Origin of the sequence: Sphingomonas cannabina (assembly GCF_021391395.1) — a bacterium.
Taxonomy (GTDB): domain Bacteria; phylum Pseudomonadota; class Alphaproteobacteria; order Sphingomonadales; family Sphingomonadaceae; genus Sphingomonas; species Sphingomonas cannabina.
Genome location: NZ_CP090059.1, coordinates 230,847 through 251,263 on the forward strand (window position 1 = coordinate 230,847; position 20,417 = coordinate 251,263).

Here is a 20,417-nt window from a genome sequence, read left to right on the forward strand (position 1 = left end):
GTGACCTGCCGCCCCGTCTCTGCCATGGGGCGGCGGATCATGGAGCAGCCGCATCACATCAGCGCGAATCGCGCGCCGATCGCGTTCGTCGAATTCGTCGTGCTGATTGCGGCGATGATGGCGACGGGCGCGATCGGCATCGACACGATGCTGCCGGCGCTGCCGACCATCGGCCATGATCTCGGCGCGGCGCAGCGAGACCTGCCGCTGATCATCGTCATGTTCTCCGCCGGCTTCGGCGTGGCGCAGCTCGTCCACGGGCCGCTGTCGGACCGGTTCGGGCGGCGCCCGGTGCTGCTCGGGTCGCTCGGGCTCTACGTCGTCATGAACCTGCTCTGCGCGGTGGCGGGGAGCCTGGAGCTGCTGCTGATCGCGCGGGTATGCGGCGGGCTCGCCATCGCGGCGACCCGCGTGGTGACGGTGGCGCTGATCCGCGACTGTTTCGTCGGGCGCGCGATGGCGAGGGTCAGCAGCCTGGCGGTGATGACCTTCATGATCTTCCCGATCATCGCACCGAGCATCGGCCAGCTCATCCTGACGATGGGATCGTGGCGGCTGATCTTCCACGTCATCGCCGGAACGAGCCTGATCGTCGCGATCTGGTTCGCGTTGAGGATGCCGGAGACGCTCGCGCCCGAGCATCGCGTACCGCTCGAATGGAAGCGGCTCGTCGCCAACTGGCGGCTGACGCTGAGCGATCGCCAGTCGGTCGGCTATGCGGGGGCAGTGATCGGGCTGCAGGGTGCGCTGTTCGGCTATATCACCAGCATCCAGCCGATCGTTGCGGAAGTGTTCGGCGAGCCCGATCGGCTCGGCATCGTGTTCGCGGGCTGCGCGGTGGTGATGGCATGCGGCAACCTGCTCAACTCGCGGATCGTGATGTGGCTGGGCATGCGGCGCATCTCGCACGGCGCGATGCTGCTGCTGATCGTCGTCGCCTCGACCAGCCTGGCGATCGAGGCGCTCGGGTGGGAGACGCTGTGGCTGTTCGTCGTGCTCCAGTCGATCACCATGGCCTGCTTCGGCCTGGCGGCATCGAACTGCTCGGCAATGGCGATGGCCAACATGGGCGATATCGCCGGTACCGCGTCAAGCCTGCAGGGCTTCGTGGTGACCACCGGCGGCGCGATCATCGGCGGACTGATCGGCCGCGCCTTCGACGGGACGACGACGCCGCTGCACCTCGGCTTCCTCACCGCCGGCATCGTCGCGCTCGCACTCGCCGCGATCGTCGAGCGCGGAAGGCTGTTCCAGCCAAGCTGAGCTGTCCCGACGGGAACCGTCAGGCTATAATCGCCGTTCGCACGGACAGAAACGGAGGTGCGCAATGGGCGGTCATCAGGTTCCGGAGCAGGGCCCCAACGACGACGGCTATGACGAGGACGGCTACGACGAGAGCCAGCGCGCGGAGATCCTCGAGGCGACGCGCGACGGGCCGAGCGACGGCACCATCCTGACCGACCTCGCGCCGGACCTGGGGGAGGATCCGCTCGACGATGACGATACCGACGATCTCGAGATGGAGGCGACCGACCTCGCCGAGGAGGATGAGGATATCCTCCAGGATGAGGAGGACATGGCGGAGGATTCGCTCCAGGAGGACTTCGAGAGCGACGCCGAGGACCTGGACGAAGAGCTCGACGACGGCGACGATACCGCGCTTCGTCCTTGATTCGATCGACGTCGGGCGCAGCATCCCGCGCCATGGCCAACGATCTGCGCATCGACGCCTATATCGCGCGGCAGGCGGATTTCGCCCGTCCGATTCTCGTCCGGCTGCGCGAGCGGGTCTACACCTGCTGCCCGGAGGTCAAGGAATTGGGTACGCCGGCCTGGCGGCGATCCGACCGAGGCGCTATGCACGGGCAGTGCCCGCCTTGCGCCCATTCCACCTCGCCTTTCCGGTTCACGACATCGCCGAGGCCCGGCGCTTCTATGGCGGCATCCTCGGCTGCCCTGAAGGGCGGTCGGCCGAGCATTGGATCGACTTCGACCTCTACGGGCACCAGATCGTCGCGCATCTCGACCCGGCTGCGAAACCGGTGATGGTGGAGAATCCGGTCGATGGTCACGACGTGCCGGTGCCGCATTTCGGCGTGGTGCTGACGATGGCGGATTGGCAGGCGCTTGCCGAGCGGGTGAGGGCGGCCGGGATCGCCTTCGGCATCGCACCCCACATCCGCTTCAAGGGTCAGCCGGGCGAGCAGGCGACGATGTTCTTCCGCGATCCCAGCGGCAACGCGCTCGAGTTCAAGGCGTTCGCCGACGACGCGATGCTGTTCGCGACATGACCGAGCCGATCGCGATCGACATTCCGCACAAGCTGGGCCGCGACGGCGCGCGAACGCGGATCGAGCAGGGGACGGGACGGCTCGCCGAGTTCATTCCCGGCGGCATGATCACCGAGCAGCGCTGGGAGGAGGACACGCTACACCTCGCGGTCGAGGCGCTCGGCCAGCGCGTCGTCAGCCGGATCGCGGTCGAGGAGGCGAGAGTCCACGCCGAGTTCGACCTGCCGCCGATGCTGGCGCTGTTCGCCGAGAAGATCCGCGCCAAGCTGACGAGGGACGTGCCCAAGCTGCTCGAATGAGCGGGGGGAAGCCGTTTCCCGTTAGGTCTTGATCAGCCCGATCTCGACCAGCCGCTCGTGCAGATAGTCGTGCGCGGTGATCGGCTCGGGATAGCGGTTGGGATTGTCCGAGGTGATCGTCGACGGCAGCGTCTTGATCAGGAAATCGGGCGCCGGGTGCAGGAAGAAGGGCATCGAATAGCGCGAGAAGCCGCGCCGCTCGGGCGCCGGGTTGACGACGCGGTGCGTGGTCGAGGGCAGCACGTGGTTGGTGAGCCGCTGCAGCATGTCGCCGACATTGACCACCATCGCCCCCTCGGGCGGCCGCACCGGCAGCCATTGGCCGTCCTTGTCGAGCAGCTCGAGCCCCGCTTCCTCGGCGCCGAGCAGCAGGGTGATGAGGTTGATGTCCTCATGTGCCCCCGCGCGCACCTCCGGCGCGTCGGCCGGCACCGGCGGATAGTGGAGCAGGCGCAGCACCGAATTGCCGTCCCTAACCGCGGGATCGAACCAGTGCGGCTCGAGCTTGAGATGGCGCGCGATCGCCGACAGCAGCCGGTCGCCCGCCGCGTCGAGCGCCGCGAACAGGTCGAGGAAGGTCTCGCGGAAGCCCTCCGGCCGGTCGGGCCAGATGTTGGGCGCCATGTCCTTCTCGAAACGGTGCCCGGGCGGCAGCTCGCGGCCGACGTGCCAGAATTCCTTGAGGTCGACATGGGTCGCACCCTTGGCGATCTCGGTCTTGAACGGGGTATAGCCGCGCGCCCCGCCGCCGCCGGGAACGAAATACTGGCGCTTCTCCTCCTCAGGCAGGTCGAAGAACGCTTTGGTCATCGCCCAGGCACGGTCGATCACCTCCCGCGGCACGCCGTGGTTGGAGACCATCGCGAAGCCGAAGCGCTCGAACGAGCCGCCGAGCTCGGCGGCGAAGGCGTCGGGATCGGCGTCCTGGTCGGCGAGATTGACCAGCGGCACCTGGGCGAGCGGGGTATCGAGCATCGGCTAACGTCCTGATGGAAGCGGAAGTGCCGCCATCATAGGCCGTCGCACGGAGCCCGGCTAGTTTCGCCCGATTAGCTTTCGAGGGTGATCACGCTCTCCGCGCCGGCCCCTGCCGCCTTGGTGATGAGCCTGAACGGTTTGCCTTCGTCGGTCGTGCCCGAAAGGCCGTCGCCTGCAGCGGTCAGCTTGAAGCCCTTGGCGGCGAGCTTGCCCTGGAACCATTCGCGCACCGCCGATGGCGCGATCGGACTGGTGAAGCTTATCCGCACCATGTCGTCGTCGCCCTTGTTGCCCTCGACGTTGATCCCGCCGATCTTCGAACCCGGCGGCAGGTGCACGCCGTTGATGTCGAAATCGTCGGCGTCGAGCTGGATCTTCGGCAGCTTGATCGCGCCCTTGAAGCCGGGTGCGTTCACCGAGACCGTGCCATCTTTCCCCGCCGATGCGTTGAAGCCGGCATCGGGATCGTTGACGTTCAGCGTGATCTCGGTGCCCTCACCGCTGCCGCACGCGGCGATGGCAAGCGGCAGAACGATCGAAGCAAGGCGCATGGCATGGCCTCCTGTATTATCTATCTAATACACTAAGCATTTGTTCGGTTGCGGTCAACCATGCTCCGGGCCTATCGCCGCGCTGCAACATCAGGTGACACGATGGCGACTCTCCCCCCGATCACCAACAATCCCGACGTCCGCTTCCTCGGACGCCTGCTCGGCGACGTGATCCGCGCCTATGGCGGCGAGGAACTGTTCAAGCGCACCGAATATATCCGCGCGACCTCGGTCGACCGCGCGCGGGGCGTCGCCGGAGCGGATGCGATCGACCCGGGGCTGGAGCGGCTGACGCTCGACGAGACGCTCGATTTCGTGCGCGGCTTCATGCTGTTCTCGATGCTCGCCAACCTGGCCGAGGACCGGCAGGGCGTCGCCGCCGAGGAAGGCGCCGATCTTGCCCATGCGTTGGCGAAGCTCGAGCAGGATGGCGTCGATCGCAAGGCGGTGATGGCGTTGCTCGACGGCGCGCTGATCGCGCCGGTGCTGACCGCACATCCGACCGAAGTGCGCCGCAAGTCGATGATCGACCACCGCAACCGCATCGCCGAGCTGATGACGCTCCGCGATGGCGGAATTGCCGAGACCGAGGATGGCGACAAGATCGACGAGGCGATCCTGCGCCAGATCGCGCTCCTGTGGCAGACGCGCGTGCTGCGGCGCGAGCGGCTCTATGTCGCCGACGAGGTCGAGACCGCGCTCTCCTACCTGCGCGACGTATTCCTGCCGGCGCTGCCCGCGCTCTATGCGCGCTGGGACCGGGCGATGGGCCAGCGCGTGCCGAGCTTCCTCAAGCCCGGCAGCTGGATCGGCGGCGACCGCGACGGCAATCCCTTCGTCACCGCCGATTCGCTGCGACTGGCGCTGCGTAGGGCGGCCGAGACGGTGCTCAGCCATTATCTCGACGCCGTCAACGCGCTCGGCGCCGAGCTGTCGATCTCCAGCGACCACGCGGCCATTCCCGATGAGGTGACACAGCTCGCCGAAGCCAGTGGCGACAACGCGGCGAGCCGCGAGGACGAGCCCTACCGCCGCGCGCTCTCCGGCATCTACGCCCGCCTCGCCGCCACCTACGAGAAGCTGATCGGCCGCCCGGCACCGCGCCCGCACCCGCTCGTCGGCGAACCCTATGCCGACCCGGGCGAGCTGCGCCGCGACCTGGTCGCGATCGCGCACGGCCTCGGCAGCGGGCCGCTCGCGAGCGAGGGCGCATTGGGGCGGCTGATCCGCTCGGTCGAGACCTTCGGCTTCCACCTCGCCACGCTCGACATGCGCCAGAACAGTGCAGTCCACGAGCGCGTCGTCGCCGAACTGCTCAAGGCAGCCGGCGTCGCGGAGGATTACGCGGGCCTGCCCGAGGAGGAGCGCGTCGCGCTGCTCCGCCGCGAGCTGGCGAGCCCCCGCCCCCTCACCAGCCCCTATGCGACCTATTCGGAGGAAACGGCGTCCGAACTGGCGATCGTCCACGCCGCCGCCGAGGCGCATGCCACCTACGGGCGCGGCTGCATCGTCAATTATGTGATCTCGATGGCAACCTCGGTCTCGGACCTGCTGGAGGTGCACCTGCTGCTCAAGGAAGCCGGCCTCTATGTCCCCGGCGATCCGCCCGAGGGCCACATCATGGCAGTGCCGCTGTTCGAGACCGTCGCCGATCTGGAACGCGCGCCGGGGATCATGGCCGAATGGCTCGCGCTGCCCGAGGTCGCCGCGATCGCCCATGCCCGCGGCATGCAGGAAGTGATGATCGGCTACTCCGACTCGAACAAGGACGGCGGTTATCTCACCTCGACCTGGCAGCTCTCCAAGGGCTCGTCGGCGCTGAAACCGGTGTTCGAGGAGGCGGGCATCGCGATGCAGCTGTTCCACGGCCGCGGTGGTGCAGTCGGGCGCGGCGGCGGCTCGGCCTTCCAGGCAATCCAGGCGCAGCCGCCGGGCACGGTGCAGGGCCGCATCCGCATCACCGAGCAGGGCGAGGTGATCGCGGCGAAATACGGCACCCGCGCCTCGGCGATGACCAATCTGGAGGCGATGGCATCGGCGACGCTGCTCGCCAGCCTCGCTCCGGCCGAGCTGCCGGCCAAGGACGCCGAGCGCTTCCATGCGGCAATGGACCGGCTTTCCGACGCCGCGTTCAAGGCCTATCGCGGCCTCGTCTACGAGACCGAAGGCTTCCGCACCTTCTTCCGCCAGATGACGCCGATCGCCGAGATCTCCGGCCTCAAGATCGGCTCGCGTCCGGCCAGCCGCAAGAAATCCGACGCGATCGAGGACCTGCGCGCGATTCCCTGGGTGTTCTCCTGGAGCCAGGCGCGGGTGATGCTGCCTGGCTGGTATGGCGTCGGCGAGGCGATCGCGGCGTTCGAGGACAAGGGCCTGCTCCGCGAGATGGCGGGCGCGTGGCCGTTGTTCCAGTCGACGCTCGCCAACATGGAGCAGGTGCTCGCCAAGTCCGACATGGGCATCGCCAAGCGCTATGCCGCGCTGGTCGAGGACAAGGATTTGGGCGAAGCGATCTTCGGCCGCATCCGCGAAGGTTGGGAAACCACCCACGATGGTCTCCTCCAGGTCACCCGCCAGACCCGGCTGCTCGAGAAGAACCCCGGCCTCGAGACCTCGATCCGCCTGCGCCTGCCGTACATCGAGCCGCTCAACCTGCTCCAGATCGAGCTGCTGAAGCGCCACCGCGCCGGTGAGGACGATCCGCGCGTCGGCGAGGGCATCCTGCTGTCGATCAACGCGATCGCGACGGCGCTGCGGAACTCGGGCTGATCAGACCGGCGCGGTCGAGGAACGGCGCCGCCACCTCCGCCGGCACGCGGATCAGCCGGCTGCTCGCGCGGTCGATGATCGCCCAGGTGGTCTTCGCCTCGACCTTCACCTTGCCGTCCGCGCCGACGAAGCGGACGTAGCGGTCGAATCGCGCCCCGCGCGGCGGCTCCGGCACCCAGGTCTCGGCGGTGACGGTCTCGCCGGCCGCAACGTTGCCGCGATAGTCGATCTCATGCCGCGTCACGACCCAGACATAGGCCTCCGCATGTTCGGCCGGCGCGACCGCATTCCAGTGCGCCACGGCGATGTCCTGGATCCAGCGCACCCACACCGCATTGTTGACATGGCCGAGCTCGTCGATGTCCTCGGCGGTCGCGGTGATCGTAAGCGTGAAGCGCGCCATGGCCGCTTCCTAAAGAAGCGCCGCGGCCGCCGCCAGCCGTCAACGTGGGCTGGGGTGCGGCTTGAGGTCGATGCTGCGGATGCGCCAGCTGCGCTGCTCCGCCGTCGCACCGTCGATGTCGCCGGCGCGATGCAGCGTCACGTCGCCGCGCAGGCGGAAGGGCTCGCCGGATTTGAGCCGGCCATAGGCCTGTACCGGCACGGTCACATAGCGCTGGCCGGCACCGGCATCGATCCGCCCGGGAGCGCCGATCTCCGCATGGTACTCCGCATATTTGGCGAAGCTGTCCGCGAACGCCTTGCCGCTCATGCCCGCCGACTGCGGCTCCCACAGCGCATAGGCGCGATCGTAGCGGCCTTGCTCGACCAGAGCGTAATAGCTCTGGACGACCTGCGCCGCGCCCTGTGCGCTCTCGGCGGTGAACGACGCCTCGGACACCGGCGTGCGGTCGTCGGGCAGTCCGCCCGGCTGGCCCGGCGGGATCGGCGCGACCGGCGGAAGCGCGGCGGTGTTGACCGCAGCATCCGCCGGTTCGGCCTCCGCGGCATTGCCGCCGGTGGAGGCGCTCTCGTCAGCCGGAACGTCGGTAATATTGGCCGGCTCGGCGGTCGCGACCTCATTCGCCGAGCCCGCCGGCTGGCCGTTGCACCCGGCCAGCACCAGGCATCCGGCGGCGATCAGGTGAATACGCATGGCTGCTCCTCGTGGGCCTGGGCCCGTGAACGCGAGGACGTAGCCTCGCGTTCCTCACTCCGCCAGCGGCTTGTCGCCGACGAAGCCCAGCCGCCGGATATTGGCGCGCTTCACCTCCGCCAGTACCTGGTCGAAGCGCTCGTAGCGCGCCTCGGGATCGGTGCGCATGTGGAGCACCGGTTCCTCGCCGCCGGCCGTCAGCGCTGCCAGCAGCGGTTTCAACTCGGCGTCGGCGATGGCGCGCCCGTCCCAGCTCAGCGCCCCCGACCGCGCGATCTCCAGCCGGTGCGGCTGCTCGGGTGTCCCCATGCTCGGGCCCGGCTGCGGCAGGTCGATCGGTACCTTGTGCGTCATCGTCGGGATGGTGAGGATCAGCATCACCAGCAGCACCAGCATGACGTCGATCATCGGCGTGATGTTGATGTCGGAAAAGGGCTCGGTCTCGCGCTTCGCTATGGCAGCCATGGCACCCTCCTGGTTGTTATGATGTAACGTCACTCAAAGGGTGTGTGGTGTCAACCGCCGACAGATTGGCGGCGCATCGGCGGAATGCTCGCAGTGTCTTGCCGGTCGTCATCGCCTTGCGGTCCAGAGGCCGAAGGTCGCATGTTCCTTGAACGCTGCCATGTTGGCGAGCGGCCGTCCCCGACAGCTGAAGGCCGGATCGGGGCAATATTCAACCGATCGGTTGACAATTGCCGTCGCCGGCACATATTAAACCATATGGTTGAACAACGACTTGACACCACCTTCGCCGCGCTTGCCGATCCCACCCGGCGGGGAATGCTGGCGCGGTTGGCCGAGGGCGAGCGCTCGATCGGCGAGCTCGCACAGCCCTTCGCGATGAGCTTCGCCGGCGCCTCCAAGCACGTCCGCGCGCTGGAGAAGGCGGGGCTGGTCGAGCGCCGCAAGGCGGGACGGCAGATGCTCTGCCGCCTGCGCGCCGAGCCACTGCGCGAGGCCGAGGCGTGGCTGAGGCAATGGGAGAAGGTGTGGACCACCAGCCTCGACAGACTCGAGGCGCTGCTGCGCGGCGACAAGGGAGAGGAACGGTCATGAGCTATGTCGACGGCTTCGTGCTCGCGGTGCCGAGCGAGAATCGCGAGCGATTCCGCGCAATGGCGGCCGGAGTCGCCAGAATCTTCACCGAGCACGGCGCCCTGCGCGTCGTCGAATGCTGGGGCGACGACGTACCCGACGGCAAGGTCACGGACTTGAAGCGCGCGGTGCAGGCCAAGCCGGGCGAGATAGTCGTCTTCTCCTGGGTCGAATGGCCGTCGAAGGAGGCGCGCGATGCCGGCAACGGAAAGATCGCCGCCGATCCGCGCCTTGTGCCCGACCCGGCCGATGCGGACATCATGGACCCCAAGCGCATGATTTTCGGCGGCTTCATGCCGATCGTCGACGAAGGGGGCGGGCGGTGAGTATCGGGTCCCACGGGGAGCCCAAAGCATGACCGCCCCGATCGTCCTCACCGTCACGCGCGAGATCGCCGCACCGCCCGAGCACGTGTTCGACGCCTGGCTCGATCCTGTGCTCGCCGGACAGTTCCTGTTCCGCACCGACGAGGGCGAGCTGGTGACCTGCGAGATAGACGCCCGCGTGGGCGGCCGAGCCACCATCGTCGAGCGCCGCGGCGGCGTCGACGCGCATCATCGCCTGAAGTTCGAGGAGATCGATCGGCCGCGCCGGTTGGTGATGCTGTTCTCGGCCGATCCGGCCGCGGAGGGCGAATGGACCCGCGTCACGATCACGCTCGCGCCGAGCGGCGTCGGATCGACGCTGACGCTCACCCACGAAATGGCCCCGCAATGGGCCGAGTACGAGGACCGGACCCGGCAGGGCTGGACGATGATCCTCGGCAATCTCGCCCGCATCCTGGAGAGGCACCATGGCTGACAGCGACATCATCACTGCCGCGGAACTGCGCTTCGAACGGTTGCTCGACGCACCGGTCGAGACCGTCTGGCAATATATCGTCGATCCCGAGCTTCGGGCGCGATGGTTCATGGGCGGTGGGATCGAGCCGCGCGTCGGCGGCCGGATCGAGATGGTGTTCGATCACGACCGCCTCTCCGACGACGAGGTGGCGATGCCCGAGCGCTATGCCGGCAACCGCGGCAAGCGCTGGCACGAGATGATCACCGCGATCGAGCCGCCGACGATGATCGCCTTCAGCTGGGTCGACGGCGAGGCCGGCACCGTGACGATCACGCTGGCTGATGCAGGCGAGGGCAGAACCCGGCTGAAGCTGCACCACACAGGGTTGCGCGGTCCGGCCGACGCCAGGAACTTCGGCGGCGGGTGGATGTCGCATCTCGACGTGCTCGAGGCGCGCATCGCCGGGCGGGGGGTGCCGGACTTCTGGGCGCTTCATGCGCGGTCGGAGGCGCAGGCCGCCGAGCTGCTGGGAGACGTCGGATGAGCATCGCCGCGCATCCCTTCCTGATGTTCCAGGGCGAGGCGGCGGCCGCGCTGGCGCTGTACGAAGCATCGATCCCCGGAGCACGCGTCGAAAGATCTGCAGACGGCACCGAATCCGGGGGCGAGGCCGCGGTCGCGACGCTGGTCGTCGGCGACCTCGCGGTCCGAGTCTTCGACAGCCCGGTGAAGCATGCCTTCACCTTCACCCCATCCTTTTCGCTGTTCCTCGACTTCACCGGGGAGGAGGAACTGCGCGCCGTCGCCGATGCGCTCGGCGAGGGTGGGCAGGTGCTGATGCCGCTCGACAGCTATGATTTCGGACCGTTGTTCACCTGGCTCGTCGATCGTTTCGGCGTGTCGTGGCAGCTCAACCTGCTCCGCTGACCCTCCAGTCCGCCGCAAAGCTGCCGCGATCGAACGCTAGCGGCGGCCGCGGCGGTTTTCCGGAGACGCGGCGATGACGCTTCACACATGGTGGCTATTCGTAGGAGCGGTCGTCCTGCTGTCGGGCACGCCGGGACCCAACATGCTCCACATCCTGTCGCGCAGCGTGGAGCTGGGAATGACGCGCAGCATCGCGGCGATGGCCGGCTGCCTGCTGGCGCTCGTGACCGTCCTTGCCGCGTCCGCCGCGGGGCTCACGACGCTCCTGCTCGCCGTACCCGGCGCGTTCGAGGTGCTGCGTTATGCCGGCGTCGCCTATCTGATCTATCTCGGTATCAGAGCCTGGCGTAGCGAGGTGACGCCGATCGACGTGAGCAAGGGCGATCTGCCCGCGACCGTTTCGACGACGGCGCTGTTCCGCGGGGGCTTCGCGATCTGCATCAGCAATCCCAAGCTGCTCCTGTTCGCCGCGGCCTTCCTGCCTCAGTTCGTCAATCCGGCGCTGCCGCAGGCACCCCAGTTCGCGATCCTCGTCGTGACCTTCGCTGCGATCGAGTGCTTCTGGTACGCCGTCTATGCGCTCGGCGGACGCTCGCTGTCCCATTATCTCGGCCGTCCCGCGATCAAGCGGGCGTTCAACCGCCTGACGGGGGTGATCTTCGTCGGCTTCGGCCTGGCCTTGCTGAAGGTGAAACCGTCCTGATCGCTGCGCCGATCGCGGAATCTCGAACAGCCCCGCCGCGCCCATGCCCCCGGCAGTGCACATAGAGACGACGACGTACCTCAACCCGCGCTTGCGTCCCTCGATCAGCGCGTGGCCGACGAGCCGCGATCCGGTCATGCCGAATGGATGTCCGATCGCGATCGCGCCGCCGTTGACGTTGAGCCGGTCCGGATCGATGCCGAGCGTGTCGCGGCAGTAGAGGCACTGCGACGCGAACGCCTCGTTGATCTCCCACAGTCCGATGTCCTCGATCCTGAGGCCGGCGCGCTTCAGCAGCTTGGGGACCGCGAACACCGGGCCGATGCCCATTTCGTCAGGCTCGCAGCCGGCGACCTGAAAGCCGCGGTAGATGCCGAGGATATCCTTGCCCTCCGCCTCGGCGGCTTTGCGCTCCATCAGCAGCTGCGCCGATGCGCCGTCGGAAAGCTGGCTGGCGTTGCCGGCGGTGACATGCCGCCCCTCCTTGATCAGCAGCCCGTCCTTGAACACGGTGCGCAGCCCCGCCAGGACTTCGACCGTTGTGCCGTCGCGGATGCCCTCGTCCTGCGTCACCGTCACCGGTTCGGTGCCGATGAGACTGCCGTCCTTGTCGTAATTGGCCTTTTCCACCGTGATCGGCGCGATCTCCTCGGCGAAGGCGCCGTTCCGGAGCCCGGCGAAGGCGCGCTGCTGGCTCATCGCGCCGAATGCATCCTGCGCCTCGCGGCTGATGCCGTAGCGTTCGGCGACCACTTCGGCGGTCTCGATCATTGTCATGTATGCGAGCGGCTTCCTCGCCAGCACCGACTCGTTCAGTACGCGCGCCGGCGCCTGCTTCGCCGTGAGCGAGATCGATTCCATTCCGCCGGCGAGCGCGACGTCGATCTCGTCGCAGACGATGCCGCGCGCCGCCAGCGCGATCGCGGTGAGGCCGGAGCCGCATTTGCGATCGAGCGTGAATGCCGGCACCTCGGTCGGCAGCCCCGCCGCGAACACGCACATGCGGGCAAGGTTGGCGCCCTGCGTACCCCACTCGTTGCCCGCGCCGAAGAAGACGTCGTCGATCCGCGTGGGATCGATGCCGGCGCGTTCGACCGCGGCGTTCATCACATGGGCGCCCAGCACCGGCGCTTCGGTCATGTTGAAATAGCCGCGATTGGCTTTGCCGATTCCGGTTCGGGCGGTCGAGACGATCACGGCTTCACGCATGACGCCAGCTCTCCTAGATTTTCGTATTTTCGGTACGGACTAGCATGTGCAGCGCACAGGCACCATCTCATTGGTGCAGTCAAGCAGGAGACGGCAGATGCCCGAGAAGCTCGAGCCCGGCCCCGACCATCCGATCACAATCACGCCCGCCGAGCGCCGCGTAGTGGTGAAGGCGGGAGGACGTACCATCGTCGACACCACCCGGGCGCTGAAGCTTGAGGAGGCCGATTACCCGCCGGTCTATTACGTGCCGCGCGCCGATGCCGATATGAGCGCGCTGGCCCGCACCGATCACGGCACCCATTGCCCCTATAAGGGCGAGGCCAGCTATTTCTCAGTACCGGGCGAGCGTGGCGCCAATGCTGTGTGGAGCTATGAGGAGCCGCACGAGGCAGTCGCGGCGATCAAGGACCACCTTGCCTTCTATTCCAACCGTGTCGATTCGATCGAGGTGGGCTAGCGTTCCAGATTAACAGGTCTGAGCGGTTGAAATCGTCCAATAGCCGAAGACCATACGATCGCTGGCACTCTTCATCTGCGAGGCGTATGATTAGCCTGTGCGGAGGGGTAGTTCTCGATTCTGGCTTATTGCCGCAGCGGTGTTCTGGGGCTTGATGTTCGCCATGAACTACCGCCAAGCTACTACGTTGCTCGTAGTTTCGACCATCGTGGGAGTGGTCGCTTCAACCGGATTCTTAGCCTTCTATGTATTACGGGCTCGGTTCGGCCGGCAGCGCTAGGCTTGGCTCGAGCTGTCCCACCTGAGAACGGAAGCTAACCACCAATACCAGCCGCTCAGATTTTCCAAGTCCATGCGCTAATCGGCAAAGTCCGGCGCCCGCTTCTCAATATTGGCGCGCACAGCCTCGATCTGGTTGGGTGAGCGCAGCAGCGCCGCCTGTTCGGCGCTCTCGGTCGAGAGAATGGTGGCGGCATCGGCCTCGACGGTCAGATTGGCGAGCCGCTTGGCGGCGCGGATCGCCTGCGGATTGCGCCCGGCGATGGTGGCCGCGAGCGTTAGCGCCTCGCCAAGCGGATCATCCGCCGCACGGGTCGCGAAGCCGTGGCCCACCGCCGCAGCGCCGCTGAACTCCGCAGCGGTATAGGTCAGTTCGCGCATCACGTCGTCGCGCACTCGTCCGCGCCATAGCGCGAAGCCGGCCATGTCGGGGACGATGCCCCATTTCATCTCCATCACCGACAGCCGCGCCTCGGGGTGGATCAGCACCACATCGGCCCCGCTCGCGATCTGGAGACCGCCGCCGAAGGCGATACCGTGGACCGCGGCGATCACCGGCACCGACAGCGTGCGCCATCCCCAGGCGACCTGCTGCACGCGATTGGCGGCGCCGTGGCTGCGCGTCGCGAGGTCGATGTCGGAGCCGCCGGCGGCCATGCTCGCCATGTCGAGCCCGGCGCAGAAGGCGCGCCCCTCGCCCGACAGCACCACCGCGCGCAGACCCGGCTCGCCCGCGAGCCGGTCGATCGCGGCGATGATCGCGTCGAACATGGCGGGATCGAGCGCATTGAGTTTGTCGGCGCGGGTCAGGCGGACGTCGGCGACGCCGCCGGCGATGGCGATCGAGACACGTTCGGTCGAGACATGGGCGGTCATGGCCGCGACTATCGCGTGGGCCTCAGGTCGCGGCAAGCCGGTAGCCGACCCCCTTCTCGGTCTGGAGCATCGGCGCCGCGAAACCGCGGTCGAGCTTGGCCCTCAGCCGCGACATATGCACCGCGACGACATTGGTGCCGGGATCGAAGCGCAAACCCCACACCGCCTCCAGCAGCGCCTGGCGCGGCACCGCCTCACCGGCGTGCTGGGCGAGGTGGAGCAGCAGCGCATATTCGCGCGGGAACAGGCCGATCGCGCGGCCGGCGCGCGTCACCTTGCGCGCGACCCGGTCGATGAGCAGCTCGCCGACGCCGATCGGGGCCGCGGCGAACCGCAGCCGGGCGGCGATGCGCGCAGCGATCTCGTCAACGGGGGCACCGGCAAGCACGGCATCGTCGGCACCGGCATCGAGCGCGGACGAGACCTGATCGAGCGTCTCCACCATCAGGATCAACGGACCATGGCTGCGTGCCTCGACCAGCGCCTCCGACGTGAAGCCGGCCGCGCGAGCGAAGGTCGCGATTCCCCCGGCCGCGACACGAATACCGCGTGCCGCAAGCGCCGGCGCCAGTCCGGGTACGTCGCATTCGATGCGCACGCTGCCCCCCATATCAGCAACTTAGCCGGAATTAGATCCATTCATGCGGTAAGCTCCTCCGGATCGGATGCAATCCGGTCGAGCCGCAAGCGGGCATGGGCTGCTACATAGCGGTCGGGATCATCCGCCGCTCGCTCGAGTGCGGGCAGCGCTGCCGGTCCATCCGCCGACAGCAGCGCGTCGAGCGCGGTGACCCGCATCCGCTCGCAGGGATGGCGCCAAGCATAATCGCGCGCGAGACCCAGTCCCGCGTCTCCGCCGAGATGCGCGGCGATCGCGAGCAACCCCTCGGCCGGGGTGACGTTGAGTCCCTGGGCGATGGTGCCGCGGTCGAGGTCGAAGCGATATTGCTCGATCCACGGCTGTCCGGGGGCATAGCCGAGAATGTTGAGCGAGACCGAAAAGGCATCGGGCGGCAGCTGGCGATGGACGTCGCGCCGCGCGCGGTAGAGCATCAGCTTGCCCGGCTCGAGCCGCGAACGCTCGACGAAGCGCAGCCCAGCCGGCTCCCCCGGCACGCCGATCACGGCATCGGCATCGCGCTCATAATAATCGCTCCAATAGCCGGGACCCTGATAACCGTAGGTCAGGAACGAGAAATTATGATCGTGCGGCATGTCGTAGAGGAAGGCGGCCGCGGCGCTCGCCCGCACCGCGGCGTCCTCCAGCGCCGGCCAGAAATTGGCGCGGATCAGATAACGGCCGGTGGGCGGCTTCAACAGGAAGGACTGGGCGCCATAGCCGTTGCTCGCCGCCTGGCCGGCGCAGCGCATCTCCAGTTCGGCGATTGCGAGGTCGGCGAGGAAATCCGGATTGCGTCCCAACCGCGCGAGCAGCGGCCCTACATCGGCGAAACTGTCTTCGTCGCGCGGATCGAAGGGGTGCGCCTCCAACGCCTCGACCAGCTCGCCGAGCCCGATCGCCTCGCCCCGGCCGGCGTCGATCATGCGGGGCACGGCACCGCTTCCATTCGGGCGCGAATCGCCGCGAGCGTCGACCCCGCCGCCTCCCGCACCTCGCTATTGGGATCGCCCGCCGCCATCTCGGCGAGCCGCGGCAGCGCGGCGCGAGCGTCGAGCGCCAGCCATTCGCGCATCGCCGACCAGCGGACGTGGAAGGCACGGTCGCGCGTCGCCGCTTCGAACACATGGCCGGCATCGGTACGGCCCTGCGTGCGCAGCAAGGTCAGCAGCATCGCCCCGCGCGAGGCATAATCGTCGAGCGTCGAGGCACGCAGCAGCCGTCCGTCGATGATCGCATATTCGCGGACCAGCGCCGTTTCGGGCGGCCGGATCATGACGCTGAGCGTCACCACGTCACTCTTGGCGCCGACCGCGACATGGCCGTCGGTCGCCCCGTCCTGGACGACCACGTCGCCGTCGGTGAGCACGAACGGCATGATCTCCACGGCCGGCGGAGCCGTTGCGGACGAGAAGTCGGCGCCGGCCGCCTCCACCCGCCAGCGCCGCAGCATCACGCCGCCCGCGTGGACGTAGCGGGTGACGGCGACATGCCCGGGCACCACCACGCTGCGCGGCAGAGCGGCTGCGAGTCCCCGCGCCGACAGCACCGCCGCGCTCACCCGTACCCCGGGCGAATCGAACAGCACCGCGCCGATCCGCGCCGGATCGCGGCTCACCTTGAACGGCGGATCGAACAGCGGGTCCGCCGCCAATGCATCGACCAGCGGTGCGAGCAGCGCCTCGACCCAATGCATGTCCAACAGCAGCGCCGTCGCGCGCTGGCGAAGCTCGGTGGCGGGGGCATCGAGCGTCTCCGCCAGCATCCGCACCGGAGCCGAGGCGCGCCGGCCCGCGTTGATCTCGGCTGAGCGCGCCCGTGCCGCCGACCAGCGCCCCGCCGGGATGTCGGTCGAACCGCTCATCCTCGGACCCTTCCGCTCAGCCGGGATCCATTTCATAGACCAGCGCGGCGACCCCGACGATCGTCTCGAACAATTGATCGCCCGAATATTCGGCGATCACCGCCGCGCCGTTGATCGCCACAAACGTCGCCAGGTCGGCGATGTCCGCGATGTTGATCGTGAACAGATCCATCGTCCTTCCCCCTCTTGCCGCCGGCCCGTGCCGGCGCTGGGAAGGCTAGGTCGGGTGCCCCACGGACGCTTAGTTACAAGTTTGTAAAGTGGCGGCGGCCGCGATAGGGCGGGGCCAATGAGCCTGCCCTTCCACCCGCGCATGTTCTTCGAGGGACGCGTGCAGGGGCACGGCCATGCGGTGGGCATCCGCTATCGCGATCACGGGGACGACTGGGCGGAGCTCGAGCTGCCCTACGATCCGCGGCTGATCGGCGAGCAGGCGACGGGCGTGATCGCCTCCGGCCCGATCCTGACCTTGATGGACATGGCGACCAGCGTCGCGGCGTGGCTGAAGCGCGGGCGCTTCGTCCCCCATGCCACGCTCGACCTGCGCATCGACTATCTGCGCGCGGCGCGCCCGGGCGAGACGGTGGTCGGGCGCGGCGAATGTTATCGCGTGACCCGCTCGATCGCGTTCGTGCGCGGCCATGCCCATGACGGCGACCCGGCCGATCCGCTCGCGCATGTCGCCGGCACCTTCATGCTGACGGAGGGCTGATGCGGCTGCCGCCCTATGCCGATCTCCTCGGCCTATCGATCGAAGCCGGCGAAGGCTCGCCCGTCCTGGTGATGCCGTTCGATGAGGTTCGACTGTCCGGGCGCCCCGGCTTCCTCCATGGCGGCGCGATCGGCGGGCTGCTCGAGATGGCGGCGATCGTCGCGCTGCATCATGCCCTTGGCGACGACGGCACGCGGATCAAGCCGGTCAATCTAACGGTCGATTACATGCGCGGCGGCCGCGCCAAGGCGACGCGCGCGCAGGGCATCATCCGCCGCCTCGGCACCCGCATCGCCAATGTCGATGCGACCGCCTGGCAGGACGATCCCGACAAGCCGATTGCCGCCGCACGCCAGACCTTCCTGCTGGTGCGGCCTAGCTCCCCGGCGTCAGCTTGAGCAGCCGCCCGGTCGGCGCGTCCTCCAGCACCCAGATCGCACCGTCCGGCCCCTGCTCCACCTCGCGGATGCGGTTGCCGAGCGGGATGCGCTGCATCTCGGTGCCGGCGGTGCCGCTGATCCGGACGCGTACGAGGCCCTGGCTGCTAAGCCCACCGAGGATCGCGTCTCCATGCCAGTCCGCGAACAGATTGCCCGAGTAGAAGATCAGGCCCGCCGGTGAGATCACCGGGTTCCACGAGATTGCGGGCGCGGCATAGCCGTCGCCGGGCGCATGGTCAGGGATCGGCGTGCCGTCGTAGTTGCTGCCGTTCGAGACGTTGGGCCAGCCATAGTTCTTGCCCGGCTCGATCAGATTGAGCTCGTCGCCGCCCTTGGGGCCCATCTCATGTTCCCACAATCGCTCCGACGCATCGAAGGCGAGGCCGTAGGGATTGCGATGGCCGAGCGTCCAGATCTCCGGCCGCGCGCCGGTCGTGCTCGCGAAGGGATTGCCTGCCGCCACGCTGCCATCCGGGTTGAGCCGCACGATCTTGCCGAGCGTGCCGCCCATGTCCTGCGCCGGGCTACCCTGCTGACGCTCGCCGGTCGCGACGAACAGGTAGCGGCCGTCGGGCGAGAAGGCGAGCCGCGCGCCCAGCTGCCCGCCGGTGGTGGTCGGCACCGCGCGCCAGATCACGCTGAGCCCATCGAGTCTGGGTGTGCCGTCGAGGTTCAGCGTCGCGCGCGCCACCGCCAGCCGCTGCCCGCCCGAGGCGCTCTCGGCGTAGCTGAGGTAGATGCGGCGGTTGTTGGCGTAATCAGGATCGAGGATCACGTCCTGGAAGCCGAGTTGGCCGCCGTAATAGACCGCCGGCACGCCGCTGACCTCGGTCTTGGCGCCGCCCTGCGTCGCGAGCTGCAGCCGGCCCGGCTTCTCGGTCACCAGCATCCGGCCGTCGGGCAGGAACACCATCGCCCAGGGCGCGTCGAAGGTCGCCACCACCTGCCGGTTCACCGAGGTGATCGGCGAGGGTGAGGGACTAGGCGTCGGAGACGGGCTGGGGGATGGCGTGGGTGTCGGAGTCGCAGTCGGCGTCGGGCTCGGAGTCGGTGAACTGCCGCCATCGCCGCCGTCGCAACCGGCGAGCGCCGCCAGTATCAGCACGGTCGTCCAGCGTTTCATGGCCTGGTCCTCTCCAGTCCCCCCGCGGCAAACTCCCCTATGACGCTTCGTGCTAGCCCTCGACCTACGGCGGTGTCAGCCGCATCAGCTTGCCGCCGGCGCCCCTGCCGCCGTCCTCGAGCAGCCAGATCGCGCCGTCCGGGCCCTGCGCCACGTCGCGGATGCGCGTGCCCATGTCCCACTGATCGGCCTTGGACGGCGCGTCGCCCAGCGTCACGCGGATCAGCGCCTCCCCAGACAGCGCGGCGATGAAGCCCGATCCCTGCCATTTCGGGAACAGCTTACCCGAATAGATCATGAAGCCGCCCGGCGAGATCGACGGATTCCAGAACAGCTTGGGCGGCTCGAAACCGTCGCCGGGGGCGTGATCGGGGATCGGCGTGCCGTCGTAATTGTCGCCGTTCGACACCTTGGGCCAGCCATAGTTCTTGCCGCGCTCGATCAGGTTGACCTCGTCGCCGCCCTTCGGTCCCATCTCGGTCTCCCAGAGGCGTCCCTGGGCATCGAAGGCAAGCCCGTAGGGATTGCGATGACCGCTGGTCCAGGTCTCCGCCGGGATGCGATTGGGGCCGGGGAAGGTGTAGGTGCGCTTCGGCGCGGAGGCGGCTGCGCCCGTATTCGCGGGCGGGTCGAAAATCTGCACGCTCTGCGTCCCCGTCCTGCCGGCGCCGGGGTTATCCGGCGCGGGTTGGCCGTCGAGCGTCAGGTGGATGATCTTGCCCAGTGCCTGGTTCGGATCCTGCGCGGGATCGAAGCGCTGGCGCTCCCCCGACGACAGGAACAGCGACTTACCATCGGGGGCGAAGGCGATGACCGCGCCGAACTGGCCGCCCTGGCCGTCCGATCCGGCGCGCCAGATCACCCTGGGCGATCCGAGCGAGGCGGTGCCGCTGACCTCGTCGAGCGTCGCGCGGGTCAGCGCGAGGCTGCTGTCCTCGCCACCGCCGCGCGGTTCGGAGTAGCTGAGATAGATGGCGCGGCTTCGCGCGAAATCGGGCGCGACCGCGACGTCGAGCAGGCCGCCCTGGCCGCCGGCGCGGACCGCCGGCACGCCGGTCACGTCGATCACGCGGCCGTTCGCGTCGCGCAGCTTGAGCTTGCCCGCTTTCTCGGTCACCAGCATCCGTCCGTCGGGCAGGAACGCCATGGCGAACGGCTCGTCGAACTCGCCCACGGTCTCGACCTTGAACGGCTTGCCATCGGGTGCCGTCTTCTGGGCGCCGCCGGAATCGGAGCAGCTGGAGACCATGGCGATCAGGGCAAGCGAAGCAAGACGCATGGATATTCTCTCCCGGGGGATGCGCGGGAAACGTGCCATTCCGGCGAGGGTTGCGCCAGCG

General features: G+C 68.1%; 26 protein-coding genes and 1 pseudogene. 14 read left to right on the top strand and 13 right to left on the bottom strand.

From position 1 onward, the window contains the following. Window positions 1-39: 39 nt before the first annotated feature. The 4 genes from LZK98_RS01155 to LZK98_RS01170 all read left to right on the top strand — a co-directional run bounded on the left by LZK98_RS01155 (window position 40) and on the right by LZK98_RS01170 (window position 2,590). A complete protein-coding gene (locus LZK98_RS01155; protein ID WP_233784524.1) occupies window positions 40-1,263 on the top strand; it encodes a multidrug effflux MFS transporter in 1,224 nt (407 codons plus the stop codon). Window positions 1,264-1,327: 64 nt separating this feature from the next. Next, entirely contained in the window at window positions 1,328-1,672 is a 345-nt protein-coding gene (locus tag LZK98_RS01160) for a DNA primase (protein ID WP_233784525.1), read from the top strand. 196 nt (window positions 1,673-1,868) lie between these two features. Then, window positions 1,869-2,291: a VOC family protein gene (locus LZK98_RS01165; protein ID WP_233784526.1), complete on the top strand. Its 423-nt coding sequence runs from the start codon at window positions 1,869-1,871 to the stop codon at window positions 2,289-2,291. Further along, a complete protein-coding gene (locus LZK98_RS01170; RefSeq protein WP_233784527.1) occupies window positions 2,288-2,590 on the top strand; it encodes a polyhydroxyalkanoic acid system family protein in 303 nt (100 codons plus the stop codon). Before LZK98_RS01165 ends, LZK98_RS01170 begins: the two co-directional genes overlap by 4 nt. Before the next feature lie 21 nt (window positions 2,591-2,611). On the opposite strand, the gene LZK98_RS01175 is transcribed toward LZK98_RS01170, so the two are convergent. Together LZK98_RS01175 and LZK98_RS01180 are read right to left on the bottom strand one after the other, a co-directional pair. Beyond that, a complete protein-coding gene (locus tag LZK98_RS01175) occupies window positions 2,612-3,565 on the bottom strand; it encodes an isopenicillin N synthase family dioxygenase (protein ID WP_233784528.1) in 954 nt (317 codons plus the stop codon). 74 nt (window positions 3,566-3,639) lie between these two features. After that, window positions 3,640-4,119 carry a hypothetical protein gene (locus LZK98_RS01180; protein ID WP_233784529.1) on the bottom strand — a complete coding sequence of 160 codons (480 nt, stop codon included), beginning with the start codon at window positions 4,117-4,119 and terminating at the stop codon, window positions 3,640-3,642. Between the two features lie 102 nt (window positions 4,120-4,221). Between LZK98_RS01180 and ppc the strand changes: the two genes are divergently transcribed. Beyond that, window positions 4,222-6,888 (top strand): phosphoenolpyruvate carboxylase, encoded by a 2,667-nt coding sequence (gene ppc, locus LZK98_RS01185; protein WP_233784530.1) that lies wholly within the window; start codon window positions 4,222-4,224, stop codon window positions 6,886-6,888. On the opposite strand, the gene LZK98_RS01190 is transcribed toward ppc, so the two are convergent. Genes LZK98_RS01190 through LZK98_RS01200 form a run of 3 tightly spaced genes read right to left on the bottom strand, consistent with a single transcriptional unit; the run spans window position 6,851 to window position 8,449 of the window. Further along, complete coding sequence (locus tag LZK98_RS01190) at window positions 6,851-7,291, bottom strand: acyl-CoA thioesterase (protein ID WP_233784531.1); 441 nt, start codon at window positions 7,289-7,291, stop codon at window positions 6,851-6,853. The genes ppc and LZK98_RS01190 overlap by 38 nt on opposite strands. Before the next feature lie 39 nt (window positions 7,292-7,330). Next, window positions 7,331-7,984, bottom strand: a complete 654-nt coding sequence (locus LZK98_RS01195; RefSeq protein ID WP_233784532.1) for a hypothetical protein — start codon at window positions 7,982-7,984, stop codon at window positions 7,331-7,333. Window positions 7,985-8,038: 54 nt separating this feature from the next. Continuing rightward, window positions 8,039-8,449: an ExbD/TolR family protein gene (locus LZK98_RS01200; RefSeq protein WP_233784533.1), complete on the bottom strand. Its 411-nt coding sequence runs from the start codon at window positions 8,447-8,449 to the stop codon at window positions 8,039-8,041. Between the two features lie 258 nt (window positions 8,450-8,707). Here LZK98_RS01200 and LZK98_RS01205 point away from each other — a divergent pair, with 258 nt between their 5' ends. From LZK98_RS01205 to LZK98_RS01230, 6 genes are all read left to right on the top strand, one after another. Continuing rightward, window positions 8,708-9,043, top strand: coding sequence for an ArsR/SmtB family transcription factor (locus LZK98_RS01205; protein WP_233784534.1), 336 nt, complete (start codon window positions 8,708-8,710; stop codon window positions 9,041-9,043). Next, the gene (locus LZK98_RS01210) at window positions 9,040-9,408 is read left to right on the top strand and encodes a DUF1428 domain-containing protein (RefSeq protein ID WP_233784535.1); all 369 of its coding nucleotides are present in this window, start codon (window positions 9,040-9,042) and stop codon (window positions 9,406-9,408) included. The genes LZK98_RS01205 and LZK98_RS01210 overlap by 4 nt, the downstream gene beginning before the upstream one ends. A gap of 28 nt (window positions 9,409-9,436) precedes the next feature. Further along, window positions 9,437-9,883, top strand: a complete 447-nt coding sequence (locus LZK98_RS01215) for an SRPBCC family protein (RefSeq protein ID WP_233784536.1) — start codon at window positions 9,437-9,439, stop codon at window positions 9,881-9,883. Continuing rightward, on the top strand, window positions 9,876-10,409 hold the full coding sequence (locus tag LZK98_RS01220; RefSeq protein WP_233784537.1) for an SRPBCC family protein: 534 nt from the start codon (window positions 9,876-9,878) through the stop codon (window positions 10,407-10,409). The genes LZK98_RS01215 and LZK98_RS01220 overlap by 8 nt, the downstream gene beginning before the upstream one ends. Continuing rightward, window positions 10,406-10,792 carry a VOC family protein gene (locus LZK98_RS01225; protein ID WP_233784538.1) on the top strand — a complete coding sequence of 129 codons (387 nt, stop codon included), beginning with the start codon at window positions 10,406-10,408 and terminating at the stop codon, window positions 10,790-10,792. The genes LZK98_RS01220 and LZK98_RS01225 overlap by 4 nt, the downstream gene beginning before the upstream one ends. Before the next feature lie 73 nt (window positions 10,793-10,865). Then, window positions 10,866-11,495, top strand: coding sequence for a LysE family translocator (locus LZK98_RS01230; protein ID WP_233786666.1), 630 nt, complete (start codon window positions 10,866-10,868; stop codon window positions 11,493-11,495). Between the two features lie 18 nt (window positions 11,496-11,513). Here LZK98_RS01230 and LZK98_RS01235 read toward each other — a convergent pair. After that, window positions 11,514-12,704: pseudogene (locus tag LZK98_RS01235) on the bottom strand (acetyl-CoA C-acyltransferase); the annotation flags it as partial. Window positions 12,705-12,801: 97 nt separating this feature from the next. Between LZK98_RS01235 and LZK98_RS01240 the strand changes: the two are divergent. Then, window positions 12,802-13,164 carry a DUF427 domain-containing protein gene (locus tag LZK98_RS01240; protein ID WP_233784539.1) on the top strand — a complete coding sequence of 121 codons (363 nt, stop codon included), beginning with the start codon at window positions 12,802-12,804 and terminating at the stop codon, window positions 13,162-13,164. Window positions 13,165-13,521: 357 nt separating this feature from the next. Here the strand turns inward: LZK98_RS01240 and LZK98_RS01245 are convergent, their stop codons facing one another. From LZK98_RS01245 to LZK98_RS01265, 5 genes are read right to left on the bottom strand one after another with little or no spacing between them, the layout of a single operon-like run. Beyond that, the gene (locus LZK98_RS01245; protein ID WP_233784540.1) at window positions 13,522-14,319 is read right to left on the bottom strand and encodes a crotonase/enoyl-CoA hydratase family protein; all 798 of its coding nucleotides are present in this window, start codon (window positions 14,317-14,319) and stop codon (window positions 13,522-13,524) included. A gap of 22 nt (window positions 14,320-14,341) precedes the next feature. Then, window positions 14,342-14,917, bottom strand: coding sequence for a winged helix-turn-helix domain-containing protein (locus LZK98_RS01250; RefSeq protein ID WP_233784541.1), 576 nt, complete (start codon window positions 14,915-14,917; stop codon window positions 14,342-14,344). A gap of 41 nt (window positions 14,918-14,958) precedes the next feature. Next, on the bottom strand, window positions 14,959-15,864 hold the full coding sequence (locus LZK98_RS01255) for a transposase (RefSeq protein ID WP_406694248.1): 906 nt from the start codon (window positions 15,862-15,864) through the stop codon (window positions 14,959-14,961). Further along, window positions 15,861-16,802, bottom strand: a complete 942-nt coding sequence (locus LZK98_RS01260; protein WP_233784543.1) for a hypothetical protein — start codon at window positions 16,800-16,802, stop codon at window positions 15,861-15,863. Before LZK98_RS01260 ends, LZK98_RS01255 begins: the two co-directional genes overlap by 4 nt. 16 nt (window positions 16,803-16,818) lie before the next feature. Further along, window positions 16,819-16,974 (bottom strand): hypothetical protein, encoded by a 156-nt coding sequence (locus tag LZK98_RS01265; RefSeq protein WP_233784544.1) that lies wholly within the window; start codon window positions 16,972-16,974, stop codon window positions 16,819-16,821. Window positions 16,975-17,091: 117 nt separating this feature from the next. On the opposite strand from LZK98_RS01265, the gene LZK98_RS01270 reads away from it, so the two are divergent. Continuing rightward, window positions 17,092-17,514, top strand: coding sequence for a PaaI family thioesterase (locus LZK98_RS01270; RefSeq protein WP_233784545.1), 423 nt, complete (start codon window positions 17,092-17,094; stop codon window positions 17,512-17,514). Further along, window positions 17,514-17,912, top strand: a complete 399-nt coding sequence (locus tag LZK98_RS01275; RefSeq protein WP_233784546.1) for a PaaI family thioesterase — start codon at window positions 17,514-17,516, stop codon at window positions 17,910-17,912. Before LZK98_RS01270 ends, LZK98_RS01275 begins: the two co-directional genes overlap by 1 nt. On the opposite strand, the gene LZK98_RS01280 is transcribed toward LZK98_RS01275, so the two are convergent. Then, window positions 17,890-19,077: a PQQ-dependent sugar dehydrogenase gene (locus LZK98_RS01280; protein ID WP_233784547.1), complete on the bottom strand. Its 1,188-nt coding sequence runs from the start codon at window positions 19,075-19,077 to the stop codon at window positions 17,890-17,892. The two genes, LZK98_RS01275 and LZK98_RS01280, sit on opposite strands and share 23 nt — an antisense overlap. Window positions 19,078-19,141: 64 nt before the next feature. Beyond that, window positions 19,142-20,356: a PQQ-dependent sugar dehydrogenase gene (locus LZK98_RS01285; protein ID WP_233784548.1), complete on the bottom strand. Its 1,215-nt coding sequence runs from the start codon at window positions 20,354-20,356 to the stop codon at window positions 19,142-19,144. Window positions 20,357-20,417: the final 61 nt, after the last annotated feature.